Here is a 22,623-nt window from a genome sequence, read left to right on the forward strand (position 1 = left end):
TATTTTTAGATTTATTCTTCACCCGCCTCAATTGGGGTGTCTTTATCTTTCTTTAAATACAAATCTAAAAAATCTAAAACCCTACTGTAGGCTTCAATCTGATTTTCTTTTTTGACAAAACCATGTCCTTCATCTTCAAAAAGAACATATTCTACAGGAACTCCGTTCTTTTTTACCCCTGCAACAATCTCATCAGATTCAACTTGTAACACACGTGGATCTTGCGAACCTTGCAGTACAATTAAAGGTTTGGTTACCTTATCTGTATGAAACAAAGGTGAGATTTCTTTCAAACGAACAGAATCTGCACTGTAGGGGTCTCCCAATTCTAAATAAAGAGCATCTTTAAAAGATTCCCACCATGGTGGTATACTTTTTAGTGTTCTTATCCAATTGGTTACTCCGAACAAGTTAACACCAACTGCAAATTCTTCAGGAGTGTACGTCAATGCTGCCATGGTCATATAACCACCATAAGAACCACCTATGATTCCTATTTTATCGGCATCGATTTCAGGTTGAGCCGCAAGCCAGTTTTTACCTTCAACACAATCTTTTAAATCTTTATCGCCATGGTTTAGATCATCCATTTGGTAAAACGTTTTTCCATAGCCGCTACTACCACGGTTGTTTACAGCAAGTACTGCATACCCATGATTGGTAAGGTATTGAATGAAAGAACTAAAATTTTGTCGACTTTGTCCGCCTGGTCCTCCATGAACCCAAACCAAAGCGGGTACTTTTGCATCGGCATTTGCTTGGTGAGGCTTATAGTAAATGGCAGGTATTTCTACTCCGTCAAAAGACTTATAACGAACTACTTCAGCAGAAACAAGATCGTCTGCTTCAATTTCAGGATTTAGTACTTCCGTTAATTGTTTCTGTTCTTTCGTTTCTAGGTTATAGACATATAAATTACTTGGAGTATGCGAGCCACCTGCGTAAAAACGCATCCATTTTTCGTCTTTTGAGAAATCTACATTGGTTATTGCCATAGCATCAAACTCAGGTAAATCTATATTCTCCATAGTGGCTACATCCATCACTTCGATAGTGTTTTTTGCATCTTCATTGATATAGGTAACTAAATAACTGCCATTATCTGTAAAGTAACTACCTAAAATATCCCAATCACGGGTAATCACTTTTTCGGTCGCGCCAGATGCAATATTATACTTCATTAAGTATGAAAACTCACTGCCTTCATCGGTGGTATAATAAAGTTCATCGCCAGAGGGAGAAAAATCTTGACTACTATTCGCACTCTGCGTTTTATTGATCTTAATTTTCTTCTTTGTTGATAGGTCATAAAGGTATAAGTCTGAATCGTTGGTATTTAAAGATTTACCCAACGTCAAATATTTTTCATCTTTACTAAGGTTTCCAATTTCGTATCCTTCTTCATTCTTAAAAATTAATTTAGGCGAATAATTAAGAAAATCCATTTGATACAGATCCATGTATTTAGCATCTCGCTTGTTCGATGTAAAAAAGAAACTTTGGTCATCTTCAGCCCAACCTTGAAAACTAGCCCTAGCACCTTTGGCAGGCGTAAGATCTGTAAGACTACCATTTAGATTGCGGATGTAGATATGGTATATTTCATCACCATTACCATCCATACTAAAAAGCATTCGCTCATCTCTAGGAAAATAGGAAATCGCAAAAATAGAAGCACTGTCAGATTGTGTTATGGGCGTTAACTCACCACCTGTGGTAGGCACGGTATACATATTATATATACCAGACCTATTACTTGAAACCAATAATTTAGAATTATCACGATAAAAACTACCTCCAGAAATAGCTTCATTATCCATCATTTGTTTAATGGAATATTGGTCGGGTATTTTGGTGATTTCTACTTCTTTTTGCTCTTCCTTTTGAACTTCTTTTTTTTCTGTACAACTCCAAATAAGAGCTATGGCAAAACAAGCGAATAGTTTTTTCATAATTGATGGTTTTAAGTGAGTATGCCTAATATTATGAGAATTATTTTAAACTAAAGGTGTCTACTTCCTTGAACGGAGAAAGCTCTAAGCTTTCCATAGTTGATCTGTAAGCTTTCCATTTAGTAGAGAAAAATGAATTCGTTTTTTCTAGAGCCCCTTCTAGTTCCTCTTTTGCAAATTGCATAAGCTGCTTTTCTGTAGCAGTCATACCTGCTTGTCTAGAACCAACATAACGTCTTGCAATTTGTAAACGCTGCATTACCGTCATCTCTTTGCTACGGGTAATACCTTGTCGCTTATCAACTTTGCCTAAATAGATTGCAGTTACAGAATCTATTTGTTTGATGATATCTTTAGAAGCATCAATCTGCTCTTTGTATTTTTTATCATCTTCCTTCTTTAGTTCTTTTTGAAACTTTTCTGCTGTTTCTTTACTTTTTGCAAATTGCTGTACGGCATCCGCAGCTTTTTGCATGTATGATTCTAGAACTTTTCCGTTGTCATACGCTTCGTTGATAGCTACGGTAGAGACATTTAAACGGGGGTCAGAAGCTACTGTAATTTTAGTTTCTTCTACCATGTCACCATAAAGCATTTTGATAGTGTAAGTTCCTGGTTTTACATCTAAACCGCCAGATTCTTTCTTTTTGGTAATTACTTTTCTGGAAGGTCTGTCTGCACCTTTTTCATCCATTCTCCAGTAAATTCTATGGAAACCTGCTTTTTCTGGAGTCTTGTATTTTAAGGTACGAATTAATCTATCACCATCGTAAAAATCGAATTGGACCGAATCTTTCTTTTGAACGCCTGTTAATTCTACTTTCTCTGTTTTTTCTTCGGATGTCTCTTCAGATTCTTCATCCTTTTTATCTATTGATTTTGTTGGCTTTTTAACAGCTTTCTTACCTTCTTTTAAATAGTAGGTAATCATAGCGCCAGACTTCTTGTTTTCACCTTGATACAATCCGTCACCACCAAAACGACTTCCTGTTGGTTGTTGGTATGCTGCTTGATATGCTGTTGGAGGAGTAAATAATTCGATGTCTTTGCTTAGTATAGATGCATCAGCTGCCAATGCGCGTAACGGACGAATATCGTCTAATACCCATGCAGCTCTACCGAACGTACCAATCACCAAATCATGCTCTCTTGGGTGAATAGCTAAATCTTTTGTAGATACCGTAGGGAAACCTTCGGTCCATTTTTGCCATTTTTCACCTGCATTGAAAGAAACATATAATCCGTCATCAGTACCTAAAAATAATAAATTAGAGTTCTCAGGATCTTCGATAATGGAAAGAGCATAGCTTTCTACATCAGTAGCGTCCACAATTCTTGTCCATGATTTACCATAATCTTTAGTACGGTATGCATACGGTGTGTAATTAAACCTTCTATAATCATTAGCGATTAAAAGTGCTTCCCCTTTATTACGGGTAGATGCTTTTATTTGCGGAATCCAGCTTCCTTTTGGTAAACCTTTTATGTTGGCTGTTACGTCTACCCAAGTCTCACCACCATTTTGTGTATAATGAACTCGACCGTCATCAGAACCCGTCCAAAGCATATCTTTCTCAACTTTAGAAGGTTCAATTACTAAGATTGTAGTATGATTTTCAGCTCCGGTTGCATCCATGGATAATCCGCCACTTTCGCTTTGCTTTTGCTTTTCAGGATCGTTGGTAGTTAAATCTGGAGAAATAACCTTCCACGTCAATGCCTTATCTGTACTCTTGTGTACAAACTGACTACCAAAATAAAGGGTGCTATTATCAAAAGGGTCTTGGCTAATAGCCGAATTCCAGTTAAAACGAAGTTCAGTTTCAGCATCTGGTGGAGTAGGGCGTACGATGTAATTATTACCCGTAACATGATCAAAACGTTGTACGTTACCTTGCTGACTCATTGTATAACCATATCTAGAATCTACAGGATCGGGTACCACATCAAAACCATCACCAAAACTTATTTCTTGCCAATAGCTATTACGAATTCCTTGAGCTTTCCAAACATAAGCAGGTCCTCTCCATGAACCATTATCTTGCATACCACCGTATACATTATAAGGATATTCATTATCCGTTGCTATATGGTAAAATTGCGCAACCGGTAGGTTACCAACAAAACGCCATGTTTTTCCACCATCTTTTGAAATGTTTAATCCGCCATCATTACCGTCCATCATAAACTGTCCGTTTTCTGGGTGAATCCAGAATGCGTGGTGATCAGGGTGCACGCCGTTATCAGCGCGATATGCAGGCATTAATTGTGTAAAGTTCTTTCCACCATCTTGCGAAACGTTCACGTATGTAAATACTGAGAAAACTCTATTTTCATTTTCAGGATCTACATAAATTTCAGAGTAGTAAAAAGGTCTATTACCGATATCATCTTTATCATTAATTTTTTTCCATTTAAATCCGCCATCTTCAGATTTGTACAGCGCATTCTTTTTAGCTTCCACTAAAGCGTAAATAACATCGGGCTTGCCAGGAGCAATGGCAACACCTATTCTACCTAGATCACCTGCAGGTAGACCATCTTCTTCACTTAGCTTTTTCCAATTCTTACCACCATCGTGGGTAATGTATAATCCACTACCAGAACCGCCAGAGTTAAAGAACCAAGGGTCACGCTTGTGTTCCCACATCGCAGCGATTAGCTTGTTCGGGTTTGTTGGGTCCATAATAAGATCAGCAACCCCTGTTTTATTATTTATAAAAAGAACCTTCTCCCAAGTCTCACCACCATCGGTAGTTTTAAAAACTCCACGTTCAGGGTGCTCGCCCCAAGGAGAGCCGATTGCACCTACATAAACCGTATTCGGATTCATTGGGTCGATCTTAATTCTATGAATATGTCTCGTTTTTTCAAGACCCTTAGATTTCCAGGTCTTACCGCCATCGAGAGATTTATAAACCCCGTAGCCACCATTCAAACTATTTCTAGGATTACCTTCTCCGGTACCAGCCCAAATTACAGCAGGGTTACTTTGCTGAATGGCAACGGCACCAATAGAAGCGGTTACTTCCTTATCAAAAATGGGATCCCATTTAATACCGCCAGAGGTAGATTTCCATAACCCGCCAGAAGCGGTACCTATATACATAATATCAGGATTGGAATTCACGACATCAATACTGGTAACACGACCGCTCATACCACCAGGACCGATGTTACGTGGTTTCAGGTCTTGTACTAGGTCCATTTTAAAATCTTGAGCAGAAACGAAAAAAGATGCAAAAAGCACCAGCAAGGATAGTAATCTTGAAGTCATTTGAGTGGTTTGTTAGTTATGTGCTTAAAAATAGCGGAAAAGAAAGGGAAGTATTCTTAAAAGGATGTTAACAGTGGGCAGTTTTATAGAATCGGTAATCCTTTAACAGTTTTGATTCTCAGTTGGCAGTGTCAGTTTTCAGTCTCCAGTATCAATGATCTGTGGTCAGTGGGCAGTTAAACTATGAGATTCTCGCGAACGTCATTGCGAGGCACGAAGCAATCTGATAGTTTGGAACACCTATAATTTTCGACTGCGCTCGAACGGATAGGAATTGTAGCTAGGTCACTGAGCGAAAGCGAAGTGATAATACGGCTTGTTGTGAGTGTTCAGTTTACAGTAACAGTTGGCGGTTATAAAGACGTCTTTGCGAGGAGCTTTTCGTGACGTGGCAATCTGTTTAATTAATGTTTCTATGATTATTAGTTACAACATTGTCTAGGTCACTGAGCGTAGCCGAAGTGAGCGTGCTCCATTCCCTTCGACTGCGCTCAGGATGACACTATGTATTTAAGTCAATGAGCGAAAGCGAAGTGACAACTAACAATTAACAACTAACAACTAAATTTTCACAAAAATCCCAAACAACTCATTGCCCTGCCTAGGCTTAATAGAGTTATAACAGGGATCGAAAGTGATCGTTTTAAAATAGGGTGATAAATAATTGGTGTACAGATATTTGTTTCCTCCAAATGGGCGCTTTTCCATGTTGTCGGTTAAGGGAATATTAAACCAGAGTCCCACTAATTTTCCAGTTGGTTTTAGTAGTTCGGCCATGTGTTTGGCATAGGCATTTCTATTCTCGTCGGTGGGCACAAAAGAGCAGAAAAAAGTCTGTTCTAGTATGAGGTCGTAGAGCCCTTTGAACTTAAAAAAATCTGCTTGATGCATATTCTCGTCTGGGAAATCGGGATTCCTTTTTTTGAATTCTTTTAGCGGAATTTCAGAGATATCTAGAATGTGAACATTTTTGAATCCTGCTTTCCACAGGTATTCCGCTTCATACGCATTTCCGGCTCCCGGTATTAAAATCGGAATGGTCTTGTCGGTTAATTGATGAACATATTCTTTAATGGGTGTAGAGGGGTAGCCAATATCCCAGCCCGTCTGATGTTCTTGGTAGCGCTGCGTCCAGTAATCTTGTTCTTCTTTCAATATGGTATCTTAATGATTATCTGCGATAGTAAATTTATAAACATTTGGTGAGTTTTAGCAAAGTATGTAGAATTCAATACCATTGATCATAGATTGATTGTAGTAAACGAACCAATTTGCTATCTTTCGAACGGACTAACTACCAACAAAGTAAACACATGAAATACTCTTTTTTAACTGCAATTGCGGTATGCTTAACTTTTGTCTGCACGGCACAAACTAATCCGCAATGGGCACGTTACCCATCTATTTCTCCAGATGGTACTACTATAGCATTTACCTATAAAGGCAACCTATTTTCGGTTCCTGTAGATGGTGGTGTGGCAAAGCAGTTAACCTATCATTCAGCACATGATTATAAAGCAATTTGGAGTAAAGACGGAAAAAAGATAGCTTTTGCCTCTAATAGATATGGGAATTTCGATATTTATGTTATGGATGCCCAAGGAGGTGAGGCAACACGATTAACTTACCATAGTAATGACGAAAAACCTTTTAGTTTTTCTGCCGATGATTCAGATGTACTATTTGGTGCAGATCGGTTAGATATTGCCCTGCATCGCCAATACCCAACAGATGACCAACCAGAACTATATAACGTACCTGTAGTTGGTGGGCGTGTAGGTCAAGTGCTGACAGTGCCTGCAGAAGACGTACAAGTAAATGCAGACGGTACAAAAATGGTGTATCATGATAAAAAGGGATACGAAGACGAATTTAGAAAGCATCACACATCTTCCGTAACTAGAGATATTTGGTCGTATGACCCATCCACCGGAAAACATAAACAACTTACTACTTTTAAAGGGGAAGATCGTAATCCGGTATTTTCTAAAGATGGTAATGTAGTGTTTTATTTAAGTGAGCAAGAAGGTGCGTTTAATGTCTTTTCAATGGCTGTAGAAAGTGCTTCTCAATCTAAGAAATTGACCGATTTCAAAACGCATCCGGTACGTTCATTAAGTATTGGTAATAATAAATTGGCATTTGGTTACGATGGTGAGATTTATACACTAACAGAAGGAGAAACAGCCAAGAAAGTTGATATTATCGTTAGAACACAAGAAGACAGTAATCCTCTAAAATATGTATCTGTAAACGGTGGTGTTCAAGAAATGGATGTTGCACCTAATGGTAAAGAAATCGCTTTTATAAGTAGGGGAGAAGTCTTTGTAACATCGGTAGATGGTTCGTTGACAAAACGTATCACCAATACCCCAGAACAAGAACGTTTTGTGAAGTTTATGCCCGATGGTAAATCTGTCGCATACTCCAGTGAACGCAACGGTAAATGGAGTGTTTTCAAATCTTCTAAAGTGCGAAAAGAAGAACCTTATTTCTTTGCAGCAACGTTATTCAAAGAAGATACATTAGTCACTTCAAAAGAAGATATTTATCTGTCAGAATTCTCACCAGATAGCACCTCTGTCGCCTATGTAGAAGGTAGAAGAACGATAAAGGTGAAGAATTTGAAAACGAAAGAAATTACCACCTTAATGACGCCCGACAATGTAATTCACATGAGAGATGGTGATCAGTATTTTCAGTGGAGTCCGGATAGTAATTGGCTGTTGGTAGATTGGAGTGTTTCGTTGAATAATACCGAGTTGCTTTTGGTTTCTAAAGACGGAAAACGGCGCAAAAATTTGACCCAAAGCGGCTATTACGATTTTTCACCTAAATGGGTGAATGATGGTAGCCAGATTATCTATTTCTCGAATCGTGACGGACTCAAAAGTTACGCGACCAGTGGTTCTTTTGAAACAGATGTGTATACCATGTTCTTGAACCAAGAGACTTGGGATAAGTTCAATAATACAAAAGAGGAATACGATTTGTTGAAAATGATAGAAGAGGCTGCCAAAGAAAAAAAGGACGAAGCCAAATCTGAAGATAAAAAGAAGAAAGACGATAAAAAGGAAGCAGCAGTAAAAACCTTAAAATTCGATTTGGAAGATGTAGAGCGTAGAAAAGCGCGTTTAACCATACACTCCTCAAAACTGTCGGATGCCGTACTTTCTAAAGATGGAGAAAAACTGTATTACCTAACTAGGTTTGAAAAAGGATTGAATCTTTGGGAAACCGAAATACGTACTAAAAGCACCAAAATGCTTATAGCCTTAGATGCGAAATCAGGAAGTTTACAGTGGGATGCCAAGAAAGAGCATCTGTTCTTATTATCCGACGGTAGTATATCTAAAGTTGATGTAGCTACTAGTAAGACAGAACCGGTAAAAGTAAAGGCAGAAATGGTTTTAGATGCCGATGCAGAGCGTAAGTATATGTTCGATCATATTTGGTTGCGTACCAACGGTATTTTCTACACTTCAAATTTTCACGGTATAGCTTGGAAAGCTATGCATACCGAATACGAGAAGTATTTACCGCATATTGGTAATGGTTTTGAATTTTCTGAAATGGTTTCAGAAATGTTAGGCGAGCTGAATGTGAGTCACGCCGGAGGTCGTTTCTCTGACAATATCGAAAACGGAGACCAAACAGCTTCTCTAGGTGTTTTTATAGATTACAAGCACAAAGGTGTCGGATTAAAAATTACGGAAGTTATTAAAGGCGGACCGCTAGATAAAGCAGGATTCGATATACAACCAGGTACAATAATCGAGAAAATTAACGGTGTTACTATAGCCGAATCTACCGATGCGGCTTTCTACTTAAACCGTATTGCGGGCAATTTTACCTTGTTAGATATTGTCGATGAAAAAGGTAAGAGAAAACAGCTAACCGTTAAACCTATTTCTTTGCGTGTAGAAAACGGATTGCTATATGACCGTTGGGTGAAAAATAATGAAAAAGAAGTATTGGCAAAAAGTAACGGCACATTGGGTTATGTACACATACCAGGCATGAGCGACGGACCATACCGTACCATTTATGAAGAAATGCTGGGTAAATTCAATGATAAAAAAGCAGTTATCGTAGATACTCGCTTTAATGGCGGTGGCGACTTGGTAGCCGATCTGGCAATGTTCTTTACCGGAATTCCATTTCTATCCTATGAAACCGAGGCTAGGGTAGTAGGTGGCGAACCAACCTCTAGATGGACAAAACCGACCTTGGCAATGTTCAACGAATCTATGTACAGTGATGGTTCTTGTTTTGCAAGCGGCTATGTAGATCTAAAGATTGGCAAAACCGTAGGTATGCCGGTACCGGGCACCTGTAGCTTTGCTGGTTGGGAACGTTTACCCAATGGAGGTGTTTGGGGTGTTGTACCCGTAAGTGCTAAAAACAAAGCAGGCGAATGGATGGAAAACAATGAAACCGACCCAGAAATTATTGTGAAAAATCAGCCGGAAGTAATTGCCAAAGGTATTGATGAGCAATTGGATAAATCTATTGAGGTGTTGATGAAGGAGGTGGAGTAGCCTTAGAATTTATTAAATAAGAGACGATTACTATTGTCCATATATATTTATATTTAGGGATATGTACAATTGTGTGCATATATAATAGTTGTGGATAATTTGAGAAATGAAATTAATTGAACACAGAAGAATAATAAATAAGAATCCTAAAGCATACGAAACGGATTTAGAATCTGACCGATTAGTAAAATCAATTATTAATCATATTAGGAATGATTTTTCAAATGTTAGATTTGACCAGCAGAAAAGAGGAATTTTAAGAGAAATAGTAATTCTACTTTTTGAAGCTCAAGAACACAGACCTTTTTTTCACGTTGAAGGAACTGAATTACCTCTTTGCTGGAATAGACCTTCAGATTGGAATATTGATTATATAAAATATGAATGGGGACATCTACTATCTCAAAATCAAATGCCTGAAAAAAGTAGTTCAATAGAAAATATTGGACTTTACTCTGCAAGATGTAATCAACATATTCAAAGTAGTATGAACATCCAAGAACTTATGGTTTACGGAGGACTTTTAGCTCAAAGAATATCCAATGTTTTGACTAACAGAAGAATATTATTTGATTCAGAGAAGTGGAAGAACTTAATAAGTAATCTTTATGAATAATTAATATGGCTAATAAATGGGGAATTCCAATTGAAGTGGAAAATTTAGTATTATCAAGAGATAAAGCCTGTGTTTATTGTGGAGTAACTTTTACTAAAAATGATAATTCAAGAAAAACAAGGCAATCTTGGGAACATATAGTTAATGATATAAGAATTAATGGAGCTGATAATATTACACTTTGTTGTATGTCTTGTAATGCAAGTAAAGGAGCTAAATTGTTAGAAATTTGGCTTGAAAGTAAATATTGTAAAAATAAAGGAATTACAAAAGAAACTGTTGCTTCAATAGTAAAAGAAGCGATTGAAAATACGCCTAAACTGAAATAAAAAATTATGCACAACAATGGCTATAAGTTATTGCTTGTTCTCGCCTACTTTGGAAATTCCTGCGGAATTTCCAAGTTTATGTGTACTTGCAATGTTAAGTGCTAAATCACGCAACTACTCATACACAAGACCGTTTGGTGTTGTTTGAAAAATCCGATAAGAATATAAAATCAGAATGAAAAAACACAATTACGAAATAAAAGTTGAATGGACTGGAAACGAGGGAAACGGAACTCTTAATTACAAGTCTTATAACAGAAACCATACTATCATAGCTGATGAAAAGAATAACGTTATTAATGGTTCGTCTGACCCTTCATTTTTAGGAGATAAGACAAGATACAATCCAGAAGACCTTTTTTTATCTTCCTTGTCTGCCTGCCATATGCTTTGGTATTTGCATTTATGTTCCGTACATAAAATTATAGTAACTGAATATATAGACAACGCTACAGGAATAATGGAAGAAACAAAAAATGGAAGCGGAAAATTTGCTGAAGTTACACTTAACCCGAAGGTAAAAGTTACAGAAGAAAATATGATTGCAAAAGCAAATGAATTACACGAAGAAGCTAATAAAATGTGCTTCATCGCAAATTCTTGTAACTTTAAAATTGGACATATACCGAATACAACAATTGAATAAAAACGGCATAAAGTAAGTTGTTTAGATTATAGCTAATTTGTGATAAACCAAAAGATTATAGCCTATTTAAAAAGAGAAAATTAAGAACAAAGTATAATTACTCGGAACTGTGTTAATTTGGAAAGTTAGTGTCCTTATACACGCTGTGTTACACACACAAGACCGCTAGCAGTAATAAGAAAAAATCATAGAACTAATTAAGAGCATATGAAAATAGTAAAGAAAATAGGGAAGTGGATTTTGATTTTACTGGGAGCAATTGTTATGTTAATTTTAGTTGTATTGCTAATAATTAGAATCAATAGTTATGGAGAAGAAGAACCTTTTTTAGACGAAAAGGGAGATGTACTACCAAATAGTATTGCCATGCACGAGGACATGACAATAAATGGAGTACCTCAAAGGATTACAATTAGGGGAAAAGACAAGAATAATCCCGTGCTATTAATAGTTCATGGAGGACCAGGTGCGCCAATTTTACCAGTCATATATAAACTGGCAGGGGTTGATTTGGAAGATTTATTTACGGTGTGTTATTGGGATCAAAGAGGATCTGGATTAGCTTATAATGATAGTATACCTGATTCTTCCATTACCTTAAACCATATAGTGGATGATGGTTTGCAATTATCAGAACATTTAACAAAGACTTTTAAAAAGGATAAGATTTACATTGAAGGTTTATCGTGGGGAACTGCTGTAGCTGCTTATATGGTTCAAAAACAGCCTGAGTTATATTACGCCTATATTGGTAGTGGTCTCATGGCGAATCAATCGCTTTCTGAAGAACTATCTTATGATTTTGCAATGTCAGAAGCTGAGAAATATAATGACACTCTTTCTATTACTCAATTAAAACAAATAGGACGACCACCTTATGTTGAAAACTCAAAAAATTCAGTAACTGAAGCCTTTGAAATAGAACGTCAAATTGTTATGAAGTATGCACCGATAAAATTAGAAACCGATTTTAATTTTATTAAAAGTATGTTTTTAGATAATGGATTAACGTTTAGCGAAAAATTTACGGATATGCTGAATAGTCCTGAATCCTACTATCCTGCAGCTATGATTTTACAACCTACCGCAATAGATATGAATTTAATGCGTGATATCCCAGAATTTAAAGTACCCGTTTATATATTACAAGGAGACAATGATCATTTTACCGAAACATCTGTGGCAAAGACTTATTTTGATTCCATTGTTGCACCATCTAAAAAGTGGTTTTTATTTGAAAATGGAACACACGGTGTGCAGATTGAATATCCAGAAAAATATCGTTCAATTTATATTAATGAAATATTGAAAAAATAACTGCTTGGAGATGAAAATGAAAGGTTTGCTTACTTTTACATTAAGCCCACAATTACCCTACTTATCTTACGGAGACGTTAGCAATAATAGAATTTGAACACAAATGGAAAAGAAAAAGATACATTTTGACAATATGAAAAGTTGGATTTGGATTTCTATTCTAATCCTTTCTCTGGTTCTCATTTTGACAGGAGGTTTAGAGTTATTCGAGTTTGAAAACCCAAAATTGAATAAAGGATTAAGTGTTATCGGATTTTTTCTTCAAGTCATTTATTACAGTAAAATGTTTTGGCATAAAAATTATGTTCAATGGAACAAAAAAGGAGCTGTTATAAGAATTAACTCTTGGAGTGGAAAATCATTGAGTTTTGACCAAATCAAAAAAACTGAACTGACTGAAAAAAAGTTAATAATAACTAAAGACAACGGAAAAACAGTCACGTTTGACTTGAATGAAATAGCGGAATCTGACACACAAAAACTGAACGAAATAATAATAAAAAATACTATTGCCAATAACGTATAACGCAAGTAACACAAATTGGACAATGTTTGAATCTGCTCGGAATGACTAACATTAGTTCTTTACCTAATCCACCACAAAATGAAAAACTTATTCACCCTTCAAAATTTAAAATTCGTATTAGGTTTCGCTACCGGTTTTATAATTTATGATGCCTTTGCAAAAGATGAAATCGACTGGATTAAAGCAATTGTAGTGGCTATTCTGTCAGTGGTTATCATGTTTGTAATTGATAGGCTTAAAAAATAGAATTAAATTTGCTTGGACCTTAGGTTTGAAAATTCTTCTAACTCCCATACTGGTCACTAGTTAATGCAAATATTCAATTCATTTTATACCAAGTTTAAAACACCCTCATGATTACATTTATTACCTCCATGGTCTTATTGGTATTGGGTTATATCATCTACGGTAGATTTGTGGACAAAACATTTCAACCAAATGAAACAGAGGAAACTCCCGCACATACTATGGAAGATGGGGTGGACTTTGTACCCATGAACAGTAATAGAAATGCTTTTATTCAAATTTTGAATATTGCAGGTGTAGGTCCCATTTTTGGTCCAATACTAGGTGCTCTATATGGTCCCATCGCATTTATTTGGATTGTGCTTGGGTCTATCTTTGCAGGTGCAGTGCATGATTACCTAACCGGTATGATCTCGTTACGTTTTGGTGGTGCACACTTACCGGCATTGGCATCTCGTTTTTTAGGGAAATCGTTTAGTCACGTTGTAAACTTCTTTGCGCTATTACTGCTAATTTTAGTAGGGACGGTTTTTGTAACTGCTCCAGCAAATATGATTAATGATGTTATAGGTTCAGAAACAAGCTATTTGACCATAGTACTTTTTGCCATATTCCTCTATTACATAGTTGCAACCTTATTACCAATAGATAAAATCATAGGTAAAATTTATCCTGTGCTTGGTTTGTTGCTCATATTAAGTGCCATTGGTATTTGCATAGGCATGTTCGTTGTAGGCAATCCTATTCCAGAGCTTACATTTCAAAATATGCATCCGCAGAACATACCTTATTTTCCGGTAATTTTCTTGACCATTTCATGTGGTGCCCTGTCAGGTTTTCATGCTACGCAATCTCCCATAATTTCACGTACCATCAATAATGAAAAAGATGGTAGAAAAGTGTTTTATGGTATGATGATACTTGAAGCCGCTATTGCCATGGTCTGGGCAGCGGCGTCTATGAGTATTTTAGATGGAGATTCTTTAAATGAGCTTTTGCAAAATGGCGGACCAACCGCTGTGGTGAATAAAATAGCTACCATTTCTTTAGGAACCATTGGTGGTACCATTGCCGTTTTAGGTGTAATCGTATTACCTATTACATCAGGAGACACTTCATTTAGAGCGGCACGCATGATTATTGCAGATTATTTGAATATAGACCAGAAAGTATTGAAGAATAGATTTATGGTGGCTATTCCGCTCTTTATCGTTTCATTTATACTTACAAATATGGATTTTCAACTATTATGGAGGTACTTTTCATGGGCAAATCAAGTAACTGCTGCCATTGCTCTTTGGATCGGTGCTGTATATTTATATCAAAAGAAAACGCATTATATCATTGCATTAGTTCCGGCATTTTTTATTACGTCCGTGGTTGGTTCTTATATTTTTTATGACCCTAATGTTGGTTTAGGATTGGACATTGAAATTTCTAATTGGATAGGTGTTGGAATTTCTACTGTACTAACAGTGTTATTTTTTAGAAAGTTGAAAGATGAAAAAAGTGCGACGTAATTACATGATATTTTAATACCAACTAAACTTACAATATGAATAAAACTATTTTAGAATTTTTCAAAGAGATACTTACAATTATTGTTGGTATTTTGATAGCACTTTTTATCAATAATTGGAATGAAGATCAAAAAGATACAAAGTATATGAATAAAATCTTTGAATCAATGGAAAAGGAACTGAAGGAAACCAACGAAGACATTAAGAAAAAAATACCTCAACAGCAGACACTTATTGACACTTTAGGTTTTTACAAAAAGAATGATACAATTTCTATTTTCGATGTCATGATGAAAGTCAATGGGGTTCAAATTCCCCAAATTAGAATTAGTTCATGGAAAGCTATTTCTAGTTCAAAAATTGAATTGTTGGAATACGATAGAGTTTCTGCTTTGGTAAATATTGAAGAGCAAAAAGAGTTAATACTATCGAAAACGCAATATTTAATAAATTTCCTTTATCCAAATATAAAAGACACCAGTACTGACAAAAAAGAACTTGTAATGTTAATGATGCAAGATATTATGGTTTCAGAAAAAGATTTACGAGAGGAAATTGAGATGGTCATTCAAGAGTAATGATCAAGTAAGCATACTCTCCGTAACACTTGAACTTAAGATTTAAAGAGCATAAATTGATTAAAATACTTAAAAAGCTATCCTGGTTCATACTTTATATCCTGTTCAATGCAGTGCTATTTTTTATTGAAATAAGTGTTTTATTTAAACGAAGTAATCAAAACTACCGTGGCAACAGTGGGTTAAATTCCGTAGATGATATTTTAGAAGCCTTTAATGCAATTTTTAGTGTCTTAGAAAGCATGGCAATGGTATTCTATTTATATTCAGCCATAGGTTTGGCAATTGTTGCTTTTATATTATTTATTCCTGTTCAGGTGTATTATATAAATCGGAAATTTAAAAACAATAGTAAGAAGTATTGGTACAGTTTATTGGCATCCTTCGGTGTAGTAGTGCTATTGAAATTGTTGATGTATTCTTGGATGTATATTGATATGAATTATTTGTAAACTTTTAAAGCAGACAGTTATAATAGCAACTTAAATAATTTAAGAATGGACATCACTCAAGACTGGAAAAAGATACGAACGCATTTCAATAAGAGTTTCAGTTCTAATTTTCATATTTCTGTTGCATCTGTAGACGCAGAGAATAACCCTACGGTTACTCCCATCGGGTCCTTGTTTTTAAACGATAATTAAACAGGATTTTATTTTGAAAAGTTCCCTAAGAAATTACCGTTACACGCAAAAACGAATAATAATGTATGTCTACTTGGGGTCAATAGTAGTCGGTTCTTTTGGCTTGGTGCATTGTTCAAAGAAAAGTTTTCAGACTATCCGGGTGTAAAATTATACGGAGAGCTTGGCGAAAGAAGATTAGCGACCGAAAAAGAAACAAAACGACTGAACAGAAGAATGCGGATGACTAAAGGCTTAAAAGGAAACACCTATCTATGGGGTAAGATGGAATATGTACGTGATATCATCTTTGTAAAGGCTGAGATGATAAATCTTGGTAAAATGACATCAGAATTATAAAACAATAATATAATAACCATTTGAATGGCTTTAACACCAATATGATTACGGATTAAAACATTCAACTAAAACAAAAATAATATTGAAACAAAGCATAGCACGTATAGCACTAGTAGTAGAGGACTACGATAAAGCCATTAATTTTTATACCAATAAACTTGATTTTTTACTTGTAGAAGATACGGACTTGGGCGATGGTAAACGTTGGGTTATTGTGGCACCACAAGGATCAAGAGATTGTTCTTTGGTACTGTCAAAGGCAGATGATGAAAAACAGCTGGCAAGTGTTGGAAATCAAACAGGTGGTCGCGTATTCTTGTTTTTGTATACTGATGACTTTTGGAGGGACTATTACAAAATGATGGAACGTAAAATTAAATTTGTGCGTTCACCAGAAAAAATGCCTTATGGTATGGTAGCAGTTTTTGAGGATTTATACGGCAACATGTGGGATTTACTTCAGCCTATTGAAAATCTAAAACAACAGCAGCAACAGCAACAATAAGTTGGTCATTTTATCACTGCGAAAAGATGTGGAAATCTTTTAAAAAATACTCAATTTCAAGTATAAAAAACCCTTATCGGATTCTAGTAGTTCATTGAATCTTTTTAATGCTAAAACTTATTATGCGGTATAGGGAAATCTGAAATACGAGAAAGTGAAATTGTAATTACCGACTATCCTTTTGAGCCATCGATAGCCTATTCTAAAACACTGATTTCTGAAAGTGATATCGAAGGTATGTCGGTTGATTTCGGAGTGTGTAAAGTCTATATCGAAAGCGATATCATATTTGTTTCGTCAGAACATAAAGAACGATTGAAGCAGTTTGCTGAAAGTAACAATATTAGACTTATACCTCAAAGTTGGAACTGGGATTGGATTCTAGAGCCTTATCTAGATACCGAATTTACCAAGGAAAACGAAGAACGTTGTTTAGCAAGACTCATAGAAAATGGTTTCTCACTAACCGAAATCGATGACATTAGAAACGAAGTAAAAGAACAGATGTATACCTATAATTTTGACACCATGTTGTGGGATTGGTGCAGTCTAGGTTTATCTGATGTTCTTTCTGCTATGCGAGCTAAGTATTCTCAAGATGAGTTTAAAGAGTTTTACAAAAGAGCATTGGAGATTGAAAAGCGTACATGAATCAGTACAGTATTTCAACTCAAATAAATTCAAATAAAAAGGCAAAAGTCTACATCGGTTTTTGCCTTTTTTACTCGTATATAAATATATGATTTAGCGTAGACAAGATTTTAGCATCCAAATTAATTTTTCTTGACCAGATATTAAATCACTTACTAAAGAAGCAGTTCCTTCATCATTGTTATCAGAAGACAAAGCTATAATTTCTCTTTCTTGAATTAATAACTCGTTCAGGTTATCTATAATTAAAGAAACACCAGTAGCACCGTCAGTTACTCCTATAATACCTCTAATAGTCTTATGTTCTAAATAATCTTCGAATGTATGTAAAGGTTGTTGTTCTAAGGTTAAAATACGTTCGGCTATTTCATCAATTGTTTCATTTGCCTCTGTATATAATTCTTCAAATTTCTCATGTAGTAGAAAGAAGTTACTACCTTTTACATTCCAATGCATTCCTCTCAAGTTCATATAATGAATTTGATAATCTGCTAAAAGAATGTTCAGTTTGGTACTGATAGCTATTTTATAATCTTGGTCTAATCCTAATTTAAGTTCTAAAGTTTCCATAAGTCTATTGTTTTAATTTCTTGATGTAAAATTACGCACAAAGCCTTTGTATAAGGGTAACAAAGGTTACACAAGCAATACGTTTTACCTATGCAACTATTGAATTTAAATAATGATAATACTTGCCTTTTAGGGTAATTGTAGTTCACGAAATAGATTCGTAAATTAGGAAGGCAAAAATGACAACTTATACGTATGCAAATTCCTGAAATCCCCAATCTTATACACTACGCCATTCCGTTTTTTACGGTGACCGTAATTCTAGAAGTTATTCTATCGGTTAAAGTGAAACTCCATGATTATGAGTTTAAAGACGCCGGTACTTCTATTCTTATGGGTTTGGGCAATGTGGCAATTGGTTTGGTAACCAAAGGCATTGCGCTAGGCTTCTTTTATCTATTGTATAATTTTTATCATCTTTTTGAAATTCCCTTTGCCTGGTGGTCTTGGTTGATTTTACTTTTTGCAGAAGATTTATGCTATTACTGGTTTCATAGAACTAGCCATGTCAGCCGTTTTTTTTGGGCGAGCCATGTGGTGCATCATTCCTCTAAAAATTATAATTTAAGCACTGCATTACGACAGTCATGGTCTGGTGGATTTTATACCTTCATATTTTGGACTCCGTTAGTGCTTATCGGTTTTCATCCTGTAATGATTTTGGTACAGATGTCAGTCAGTCTAATCTATCAATATTGGATACATACAGAAATGATCAAGAAAATGCCCAAGTGGTTCGAAGCCATTTTTAATACACCCAGTCACCACAGGGTACACCATGCTACTAATCCGCAGTATTTAGATAGAAATCATGCTGGAGTATTTATTATTTGGGATAGGTTGTTCGGCACCTTCGAACCAGAAGTTGAAAAGCCTGTTTATGGTTTAGTAGCGAACATAAATACCTATAACCCTATTAAAATTGCCTTTGCAGAATGGTACAAGATGTTAGGCGATTTCTTCACATCAAAAACCTCATTGGTAAATAGGTTCAAATACCTAACAAAACCACCAGGCTGGAAACATGATGGTACAAGTATTCTTTCTACAGATTTAAGAAGAGAGTGGGAAGAGCAGAGGAACATTGACAGTTAATTTTTTTGAATACTTTTTTTCTCGGTTTTTTATTCCTTGGTGATGTAACAATCGTGTTGATTAGTCGTCATACCATCAACCACCAGAAGAATGACCAATAAATTAGTAGCATACTTAGGAATTTTAGGAGTAAGTTTATTTGCGATAGCCGCCATCGTTGGTCCATTATTAATAGAAGACTACAGTGTAGTAAGTCAGTACATAAGTGAATCTTTTGCGTCTAATACTGAATTTGGTCAGTATTTGCAGTACTTCGGATATGTGCCTAGCGGAATTCTCATTACCATTTTCTGTTTTAGTGCCCCCAAAAAACTACCAAGTTCCAAATTGATAGTAGCCGGTTTTTTCGGATTGGCATTATTCTACGGATTGGGTACTGTATTAGTCGGATTTTTTCCGTGTGATGCAGGCTGCCCAACAGATGTCATAGATTCTAGCCTATCGCAATTAATACATAATGCCATGGGATCGCTAACCTATATTTTTCTACCGATTTGTATTATCGCAATCGGACTCGGATTAAAGAAAATGGAAGGCTATAATAGATTGTCGCAAATAGCAATGGCTACGGCTATCATCAGCGGAATTTTTATATTCATATTATTCTCCAATCCAGAATCAGATTACCGCGGCGTTTTACAACGAATTATAGAAACCTCGTTTATTACTTTTATGGTGTCAATTGCTATGGCTATTAAAAATGGTACGATAGCAGAAAAATAGTATCTCTTTTAGTTTTAAGCCATTAGCGCTATTAATCTTAAATTATTTATTTTTGAGTACCATTAACGATACTTAAATATGAAAAAATTAAGCTTCTTACTAGTCATTATTGTGTTTACAATTTCATGTAAATCTGATAAAAAGGTTGAAGAGAAAAATGAGGAGGTAATAGCACCTACAACAGAAGATGTTGAAATAAAACAAGAAGCTAAAGAACCAAATACTGATAAGCCAAAGGACGAATTATTTACAGATAATTTCGATTGGACTGTAATACCTGTATCGTCTGTTCATATAGGCGAGTTTCCTTACATGTCACCACCTAAAGGTTTCTTTGTAAAAACAAAACAAGGGAAACCGGCAAAAGACGGAATGACCAAGTTTTCTGAATTTGGTAAGTTAATGATGTATACAGGCGAAGCGTTTTATAATGCCGAAGGAAAAATGGCAAAAATGCTTTATGGAATGGCAGAAAAAGGTAAAGCTTTCAACAAATTGATATTTGATAAGAGTGTGGATGATTATTTGGAAAGTATAGGTGCAGAATTGATATTTAAAGGAAGTGTACCTAGAAAAAAAATGTATGCACTTGATAAAATAGACCCAATGGCACAGAGCGATTATATTGTTGGTCGTGCCTATAATAGTGATCCAATTAGGCATTACGCATTAAATCACAAAAGCGGTAAAATAATGTTTCAGGTTTGGTCTAACAAGTATGGGGCAGAGGTAGGAGTTGTTGAATTAGAAGACTTTGTGCAAACAATTAAAGCACCTACGGCATCTGAAATGAAAGAGGATATAGATACAAATGGTAAAGCTATTTTAAATATAAATTTTGATACGGACAAGGCATCTTTAAAACCAGATGCTCTAGAAATTATAGATAATATATTTATTCTACTGGATACCAACCCAGATTTAAAATTATCTATAGAAGGACATACGGATAACACGGGAACAGATGAAAGAAATAAGGAGTTATCCAAACAAAGAGCAAATACGGTAATGTATGCTTTAGCGGGTAAGGGAATTGATATTTCACGATTAAAAGCAGAAGGTTTTGGGTCCGAAAAACAAATGGTCGTAAATGATAGTGATGAAAACAAGGCTAAAAATAGACGAGTAGAATTAGTGAAGATGTAATTTATACTGAATAAAATACAAAGTAATAAGTACAAAGTTCAAAGCGCTCTAAGCTTAGTTGAATTGAACTTGTTCCAAAAGAACAGATAGCCATGCTGGCTATGACATTCTAAAATGGTCACTGAGCGAAGTGACAACCAACAACCAACAACTACTCCTTATAAACCAAACCATCTTTCATTACAAAAGACACATTTTTCACAGAAGAGATATCTTTTACGGGATTCCCTTTTACTGCAATAATATCAGCTAAAAATCCCTCTTTTAAACTTCCTAATTGATCTAAATGAAACATACTGGCATTACCAGAGGTAGCAGATTTTAAGACCGCTAAAGGCTTCATTCCGTAATCTACCATCAATTCCATTTCACGATAATTTTCTCCGTGGGTAAAAACACCTACATCACCGCCAAAAACAATTTGTACACCAGAATCTAACGCCATTTTAAAAGACTTGCGTTTCTGTTTAATACGCTCAGGTTCTGGGTCTGTAGCTTTGTTCCAACCTCGGTATTGTGTAATGGCATCGCCAGCAGCAAGAGTAGGGCATAGACCGATACCTTTATCCTTCATCATCTTAAAAATTTCAGGTGTACCGCCATCACCATGTTCAATAGTTTCAACGCCACCGAGAATGGCTCTTTTCATTCCTTCGGGAGTACCGGCATGGGCGACTACATATTTTCCTGCTGTAGTAGCGGTCGCAACCATGGCATTAATTTCTTCCTGTAAAAATGTCGCCTTAGAATCGGCACCTGGTGTCCAACGATAATCCGCATAAATTTTTATTAAATCGGCACCGTTACCCATTTGTCTACGAACGGTTTCGATACACTGGTCAACTCCGCTTGCAGCTTCGGCACCTAAGGGTACAGTTACACCGTCATGAAATCCTTTTGGTCCGTATGCTCCTGTAGCTACAATTGCAGGTCCGGCAACCAATAAACGTGGTCCGTCTATAATCCCCTTATCAATAGTTTTCTTTAAATAAACATCCGTATAACCGGCACCTTCAGCACCCAAATCTCGCATGGTGGTTACACCGGCCATTAAAGAATTCTTTACATGAACGGTACCTCTAACTGCACGTTCAACAGGTGATTCTTTTAATACCTGATCATTCCAATCGGTTTCATTGTATGGGTGTAATAAAACATGGGAGTGACCTTCAATAATACCGGGCATAAGGGTAGTGCCGTCCAAATCTATTTCTGTGGTGTTATCTGGTAGTGTTATTCCGTTTGTATTTCCTGCATACGTAATTTGATTTCCTTCGACTAATACCACCCAATTGGTATGTAATTCACTACCGTCGAATACCTGGTCTGGTTTTAAGAGTGTTTGAGCAAAACATAGGCTTACAGAGAATAGAAAGAAAAATAGTATTGATTTCATAAAGGT

General features: G+C 35.9%; 22 protein-coding genes. 17 read left to right on the top strand and 5 right to left on the bottom strand.

What is annotated here, in order from left to right; all coding sequences use genetic code 11:
* Positions 1-11 precede the first annotated feature (11 nt).
* The 3 genes from Q4500_RS11605 to Q4500_RS11615 all read right to left on the bottom strand — a co-directional run bounded on the left by Q4500_RS11605 (position 12) and on the right by Q4500_RS11615 (position 6,384).
* A complete protein-coding gene (locus Q4500_RS11605; RefSeq protein WP_303599824.1) occupies positions 12-1,952 on the bottom strand; it encodes an alpha/beta fold hydrolase in 1,941 nt (646 codons plus the stop codon).
* A gap of 40 nt (positions 1,953-1,992) precedes the next feature.
* The gene (locus Q4500_RS11610) at positions 1,993-5,229 is read right to left on the bottom strand and encodes a hypothetical protein (protein WP_303599825.1); all 3,237 of its coding nucleotides are present in this window, start codon (positions 5,227-5,229) and stop codon (positions 1,993-1,995) included.
* Between the two features lie 561 nt (positions 5,230-5,790).
* Positions 5,791-6,384, bottom strand: a complete 594-nt coding sequence (locus Q4500_RS11615; protein ID WP_303599826.1) for a methyltransferase domain-containing protein — start codon at positions 6,382-6,384, stop codon at positions 5,791-5,793.
* Positions 6,385-6,542: 158 nt separating this feature from the next.
* Here Q4500_RS11615 and Q4500_RS11620 point away from each other — a divergent pair, with 158 nt between their 5' ends.
* The 14 genes from Q4500_RS11620 to Q4500_RS11685 all read left to right on the top strand — a co-directional run bounded on the left by Q4500_RS11620 (position 6,543) and on the right by Q4500_RS11685 (position 17,687).
* On the top strand, positions 6,543-9,770 hold the full coding sequence (locus Q4500_RS11620) for a S41 family peptidase (protein WP_303599827.1): 3,228 nt from the start codon (positions 6,543-6,545) through the stop codon (positions 9,768-9,770).
* Positions 9,771-9,876: 106 nt separating this feature from the next.
* Positions 9,877-10,386 carry a hypothetical protein gene (locus Q4500_RS11625; protein WP_303599828.1) on the top strand — a complete coding sequence of 170 codons (510 nt, stop codon included), beginning with the start codon at positions 9,877-9,879 and terminating at the stop codon, positions 10,384-10,386.
* Between the two features lie 5 nt (positions 10,387-10,391).
* Positions 10,392-10,715, top strand: a complete 324-nt coding sequence (locus Q4500_RS11630; protein ID WP_303599829.1) for an HNH endonuclease — start codon at positions 10,392-10,394, stop codon at positions 10,713-10,715.
* A 175-nt stretch (positions 10,716-10,890) separates the two neighbouring features.
* Positions 10,891-11,361: an OsmC family protein gene (locus Q4500_RS11635; protein WP_303599830.1), complete on the top strand. Its 471-nt coding sequence runs from the start codon at positions 10,891-10,893 to the stop codon at positions 11,359-11,361.
* A gap of 207 nt (positions 11,362-11,568) precedes the next feature.
* A complete protein-coding gene (locus Q4500_RS11640) occupies positions 11,569-12,678 on the top strand; it encodes an alpha/beta hydrolase (RefSeq protein WP_303599831.1) in 1,110 nt (369 codons plus the stop codon).
* Positions 12,679-12,781: 103 nt separating this feature from the next.
* Positions 12,782-13,204: a hypothetical protein gene (locus Q4500_RS11645; RefSeq protein ID WP_303599832.1), complete on the top strand. Its 423-nt coding sequence runs from the start codon at positions 12,782-12,784 to the stop codon at positions 13,202-13,204.
* A gap of 78 nt (positions 13,205-13,282) precedes the next feature.
* On the top strand, positions 13,283-13,450 hold the full coding sequence (locus tag Q4500_RS11650) for a hypothetical protein (protein ID WP_303599833.1): 168 nt from the start codon (positions 13,283-13,285) through the stop codon (positions 13,448-13,450).
* A 107-nt stretch (positions 13,451-13,557) separates the two neighbouring features.
* Positions 13,558-14,970 carry a carbon starvation protein A gene (locus Q4500_RS11655; protein ID WP_303599834.1) on the top strand — a complete coding sequence of 471 codons (1,413 nt, stop codon included), beginning with the start codon at positions 13,558-13,560 and terminating at the stop codon, positions 14,968-14,970.
* A 35-nt stretch (positions 14,971-15,005) separates the two neighbouring features.
* Positions 15,006-15,548 (top strand): hypothetical protein, encoded by a 543-nt coding sequence (locus Q4500_RS11660; protein ID WP_303599835.1) that lies wholly within the window; start codon positions 15,006-15,008, stop codon positions 15,546-15,548.
* Positions 15,549-15,604: 56 nt separating this feature from the next.
* Positions 15,605-16,000 carry a hypothetical protein gene (locus Q4500_RS11665; RefSeq protein ID WP_303599836.1) on the top strand — a complete coding sequence of 132 codons (396 nt, stop codon included), beginning with the start codon at positions 15,605-15,607 and terminating at the stop codon, positions 15,998-16,000.
* Positions 16,001-16,045: 45 nt separating this feature from the next.
* Positions 16,046-16,192, top strand: coding sequence for a hypothetical protein (locus tag Q4500_RS11670; RefSeq protein WP_303599837.1), 147 nt, complete (start codon positions 16,046-16,048; stop codon positions 16,190-16,192).
* Positions 16,193-16,303: 111 nt separating this feature from the next.
* On the top strand, positions 16,304-16,531 hold the full coding sequence (locus tag Q4500_RS11675; RefSeq protein WP_303599838.1) for a hypothetical protein: 228 nt from the start codon (positions 16,304-16,306) through the stop codon (positions 16,529-16,531).
* Between the two features lie 82 nt (positions 16,532-16,613).
* Positions 16,614-17,036 carry a VOC family protein gene (locus Q4500_RS11680; protein WP_303599839.1) on the top strand — a complete coding sequence of 141 codons (423 nt, stop codon included), beginning with the start codon at positions 16,614-16,616 and terminating at the stop codon, positions 17,034-17,036.
* Between the two features lie 237 nt (positions 17,037-17,273).
* Positions 17,274-17,687, top strand: a complete 414-nt coding sequence (locus Q4500_RS11685; RefSeq protein WP_303599840.1) for a hypothetical protein — start codon at positions 17,274-17,276, stop codon at positions 17,685-17,687.
* A gap of 93 nt (positions 17,688-17,780) precedes the next feature.
* Here Q4500_RS11685 and Q4500_RS11690 read toward each other — a convergent pair whose 3' ends face one another.
* On the bottom strand, positions 17,781-18,257 hold the full coding sequence (locus tag Q4500_RS11690; protein WP_303599841.1) for a Dps family protein: 477 nt from the start codon (positions 18,255-18,257) through the stop codon (positions 17,781-17,783).
* A 195-nt stretch (positions 18,258-18,452) separates the two neighbouring features.
* On the opposite strand from Q4500_RS11690, the gene Q4500_RS11695 reads away from it, so the two are divergent.
* From Q4500_RS11695 to Q4500_RS11705, 3 genes are all read left to right on the top strand, one after another.
* Entirely contained in the window at positions 18,453-19,352 is a 900-nt protein-coding gene (locus Q4500_RS11695) for a sterol desaturase family protein (protein ID WP_303599842.1), read from the top strand.
* A 90-nt stretch (positions 19,353-19,442) separates the two neighbouring features.
* Entirely contained in the window at positions 19,443-20,075 is a 633-nt protein-coding gene (locus tag Q4500_RS11700) for a DUF998 domain-containing protein (protein ID WP_303599843.1), read from the top strand.
* A 78-nt stretch (positions 20,076-20,153) separates the two neighbouring features.
* Complete coding sequence (locus Q4500_RS11705) at positions 20,154-21,221, top strand: OmpA family protein (RefSeq protein ID WP_303599844.1); 1,068 nt, start codon at positions 20,154-20,156, stop codon at positions 21,219-21,221.
* A gap of 151 nt (positions 21,222-21,372) precedes the next feature.
* Here Q4500_RS11705 and Q4500_RS11710 read toward each other — a convergent pair whose 3' ends face one another.
* Positions 21,373-22,617 (bottom strand): amidohydrolase family protein, encoded by a 1,245-nt coding sequence (locus tag Q4500_RS11710; RefSeq protein WP_303599845.1) that lies wholly within the window; start codon positions 22,615-22,617, stop codon positions 21,373-21,375.
* Positions 22,618-22,623 lie beyond the last annotated feature (6 nt).

The organism is Maribacter sp. 1_MG-2023 (assembly GCF_030547005.1).
Taxonomy (GTDB): Bacteria; Bacteroidota; Bacteroidia; order Flavobacteriales; family Flavobacteriaceae; genus Maribacter.

Excerpts from the sequence above, each read along its gene's own strand:
- Q4500_RS11625 (WP_303599828.1), top strand. The coding sequence starts at position 9,877 with ATGAAATTAATTGAACACAGAAGAATAATAAATAAGAATCCTAAAGCA.
- Q4500_RS11635 (WP_303599830.1), top strand. The coding sequence starts at position 10,891 with ATGAAAAAACACAATTACGAAATAAAAGTTGAATGGACTGGAAACGAG.
- Q4500_RS11705 (WP_303599844.1), top strand. The coding sequence starts at position 20,154 with ATGAAAAAATTAAGCTTCTTACTAGTCATTATTGTGTTTACAATTTCA.
- Q4500_RS11645 (WP_303599832.1), top strand. The coding sequence starts at position 12,782 with ATGGAAAAGAAAAAGATACATTTTGACAATATGAAAAGTTGGATTTGG.
- Q4500_RS11695 (WP_303599842.1), top strand. The coding sequence starts at position 18,453 with ATGCAAATTCCTGAAATCCCCAATCTTATACACTACGCCATTCCGTTT.
- Q4500_RS11640 (WP_303599831.1), top strand. The coding sequence starts at position 11,569 with ATGAAAATAGTAAAGAAAATAGGGAAGTGGATTTTGATTTTACTGGGA.
- Q4500_RS11630 (WP_303599829.1), top strand. The coding sequence starts at position 10,392 with ATGGCTAATAAATGGGGAATTCCAATTGAAGTGGAAAATTTAGTATTA.
- Q4500_RS11650 (WP_303599833.1), top strand. The coding sequence starts at position 13,283 with ATGAAAAACTTATTCACCCTTCAAAATTTAAAATTCGTATTAGGTTTC.
- Q4500_RS11620 (WP_303599827.1), top strand. The coding sequence starts at position 6,543 with ATGAAATACTCTTTTTTAACTGCAATTGCGGTATGCTTAACTTTTGTC.
- Q4500_RS11605 (WP_303599824.1), bottom strand. The coding sequence starts at position 1,952 with ATGAAAAAACTATTCGCTTGTTTTGCCATAGCTCTTATTTGGAGTTGT.
- Q4500_RS11655 (WP_303599834.1), top strand. The coding sequence starts at position 13,558 with ATGATTACATTTATTACCTCCATGGTCTTATTGGTATTGGGTTATATC.
- Q4500_RS11710 (WP_303599845.1), bottom strand. The coding sequence starts at position 22,617 with ATGAAATCAATACTATTTTTCTTTCTATTCTCTGTAAGCCTATGTTTT.
- Q4500_RS11690 (WP_303599841.1), bottom strand. The coding sequence starts at position 18,257 with ATGGAAACTTTAGAACTTAAATTAGGATTAGACCAAGATTATAAAATA.
- Q4500_RS11685 (WP_303599840.1), top strand. The coding sequence starts at position 17,274 with ATGTCGGTTGATTTCGGAGTGTGTAAAGTCTATATCGAAAGCGATATC.
- Q4500_RS11700 (WP_303599843.1), top strand. The coding sequence starts at position 19,443 with ATGACCAATAAATTAGTAGCATACTTAGGAATTTTAGGAGTAAGTTTA.
- Q4500_RS11660 (WP_303599835.1), top strand. The coding sequence starts at position 15,006 with ATGAATAAAACTATTTTAGAATTTTTCAAAGAGATACTTACAATTATT.
- Q4500_RS11670 (WP_303599837.1), top strand. The coding sequence starts at position 16,046 with ATGGACATCACTCAAGACTGGAAAAAGATACGAACGCATTTCAATAAG.
- Q4500_RS11610 (WP_303599825.1), bottom strand. The coding sequence starts at position 5,229 with ATGACTTCAAGATTACTATCCTTGCTGGTGCTTTTTGCATCTTTTTTC.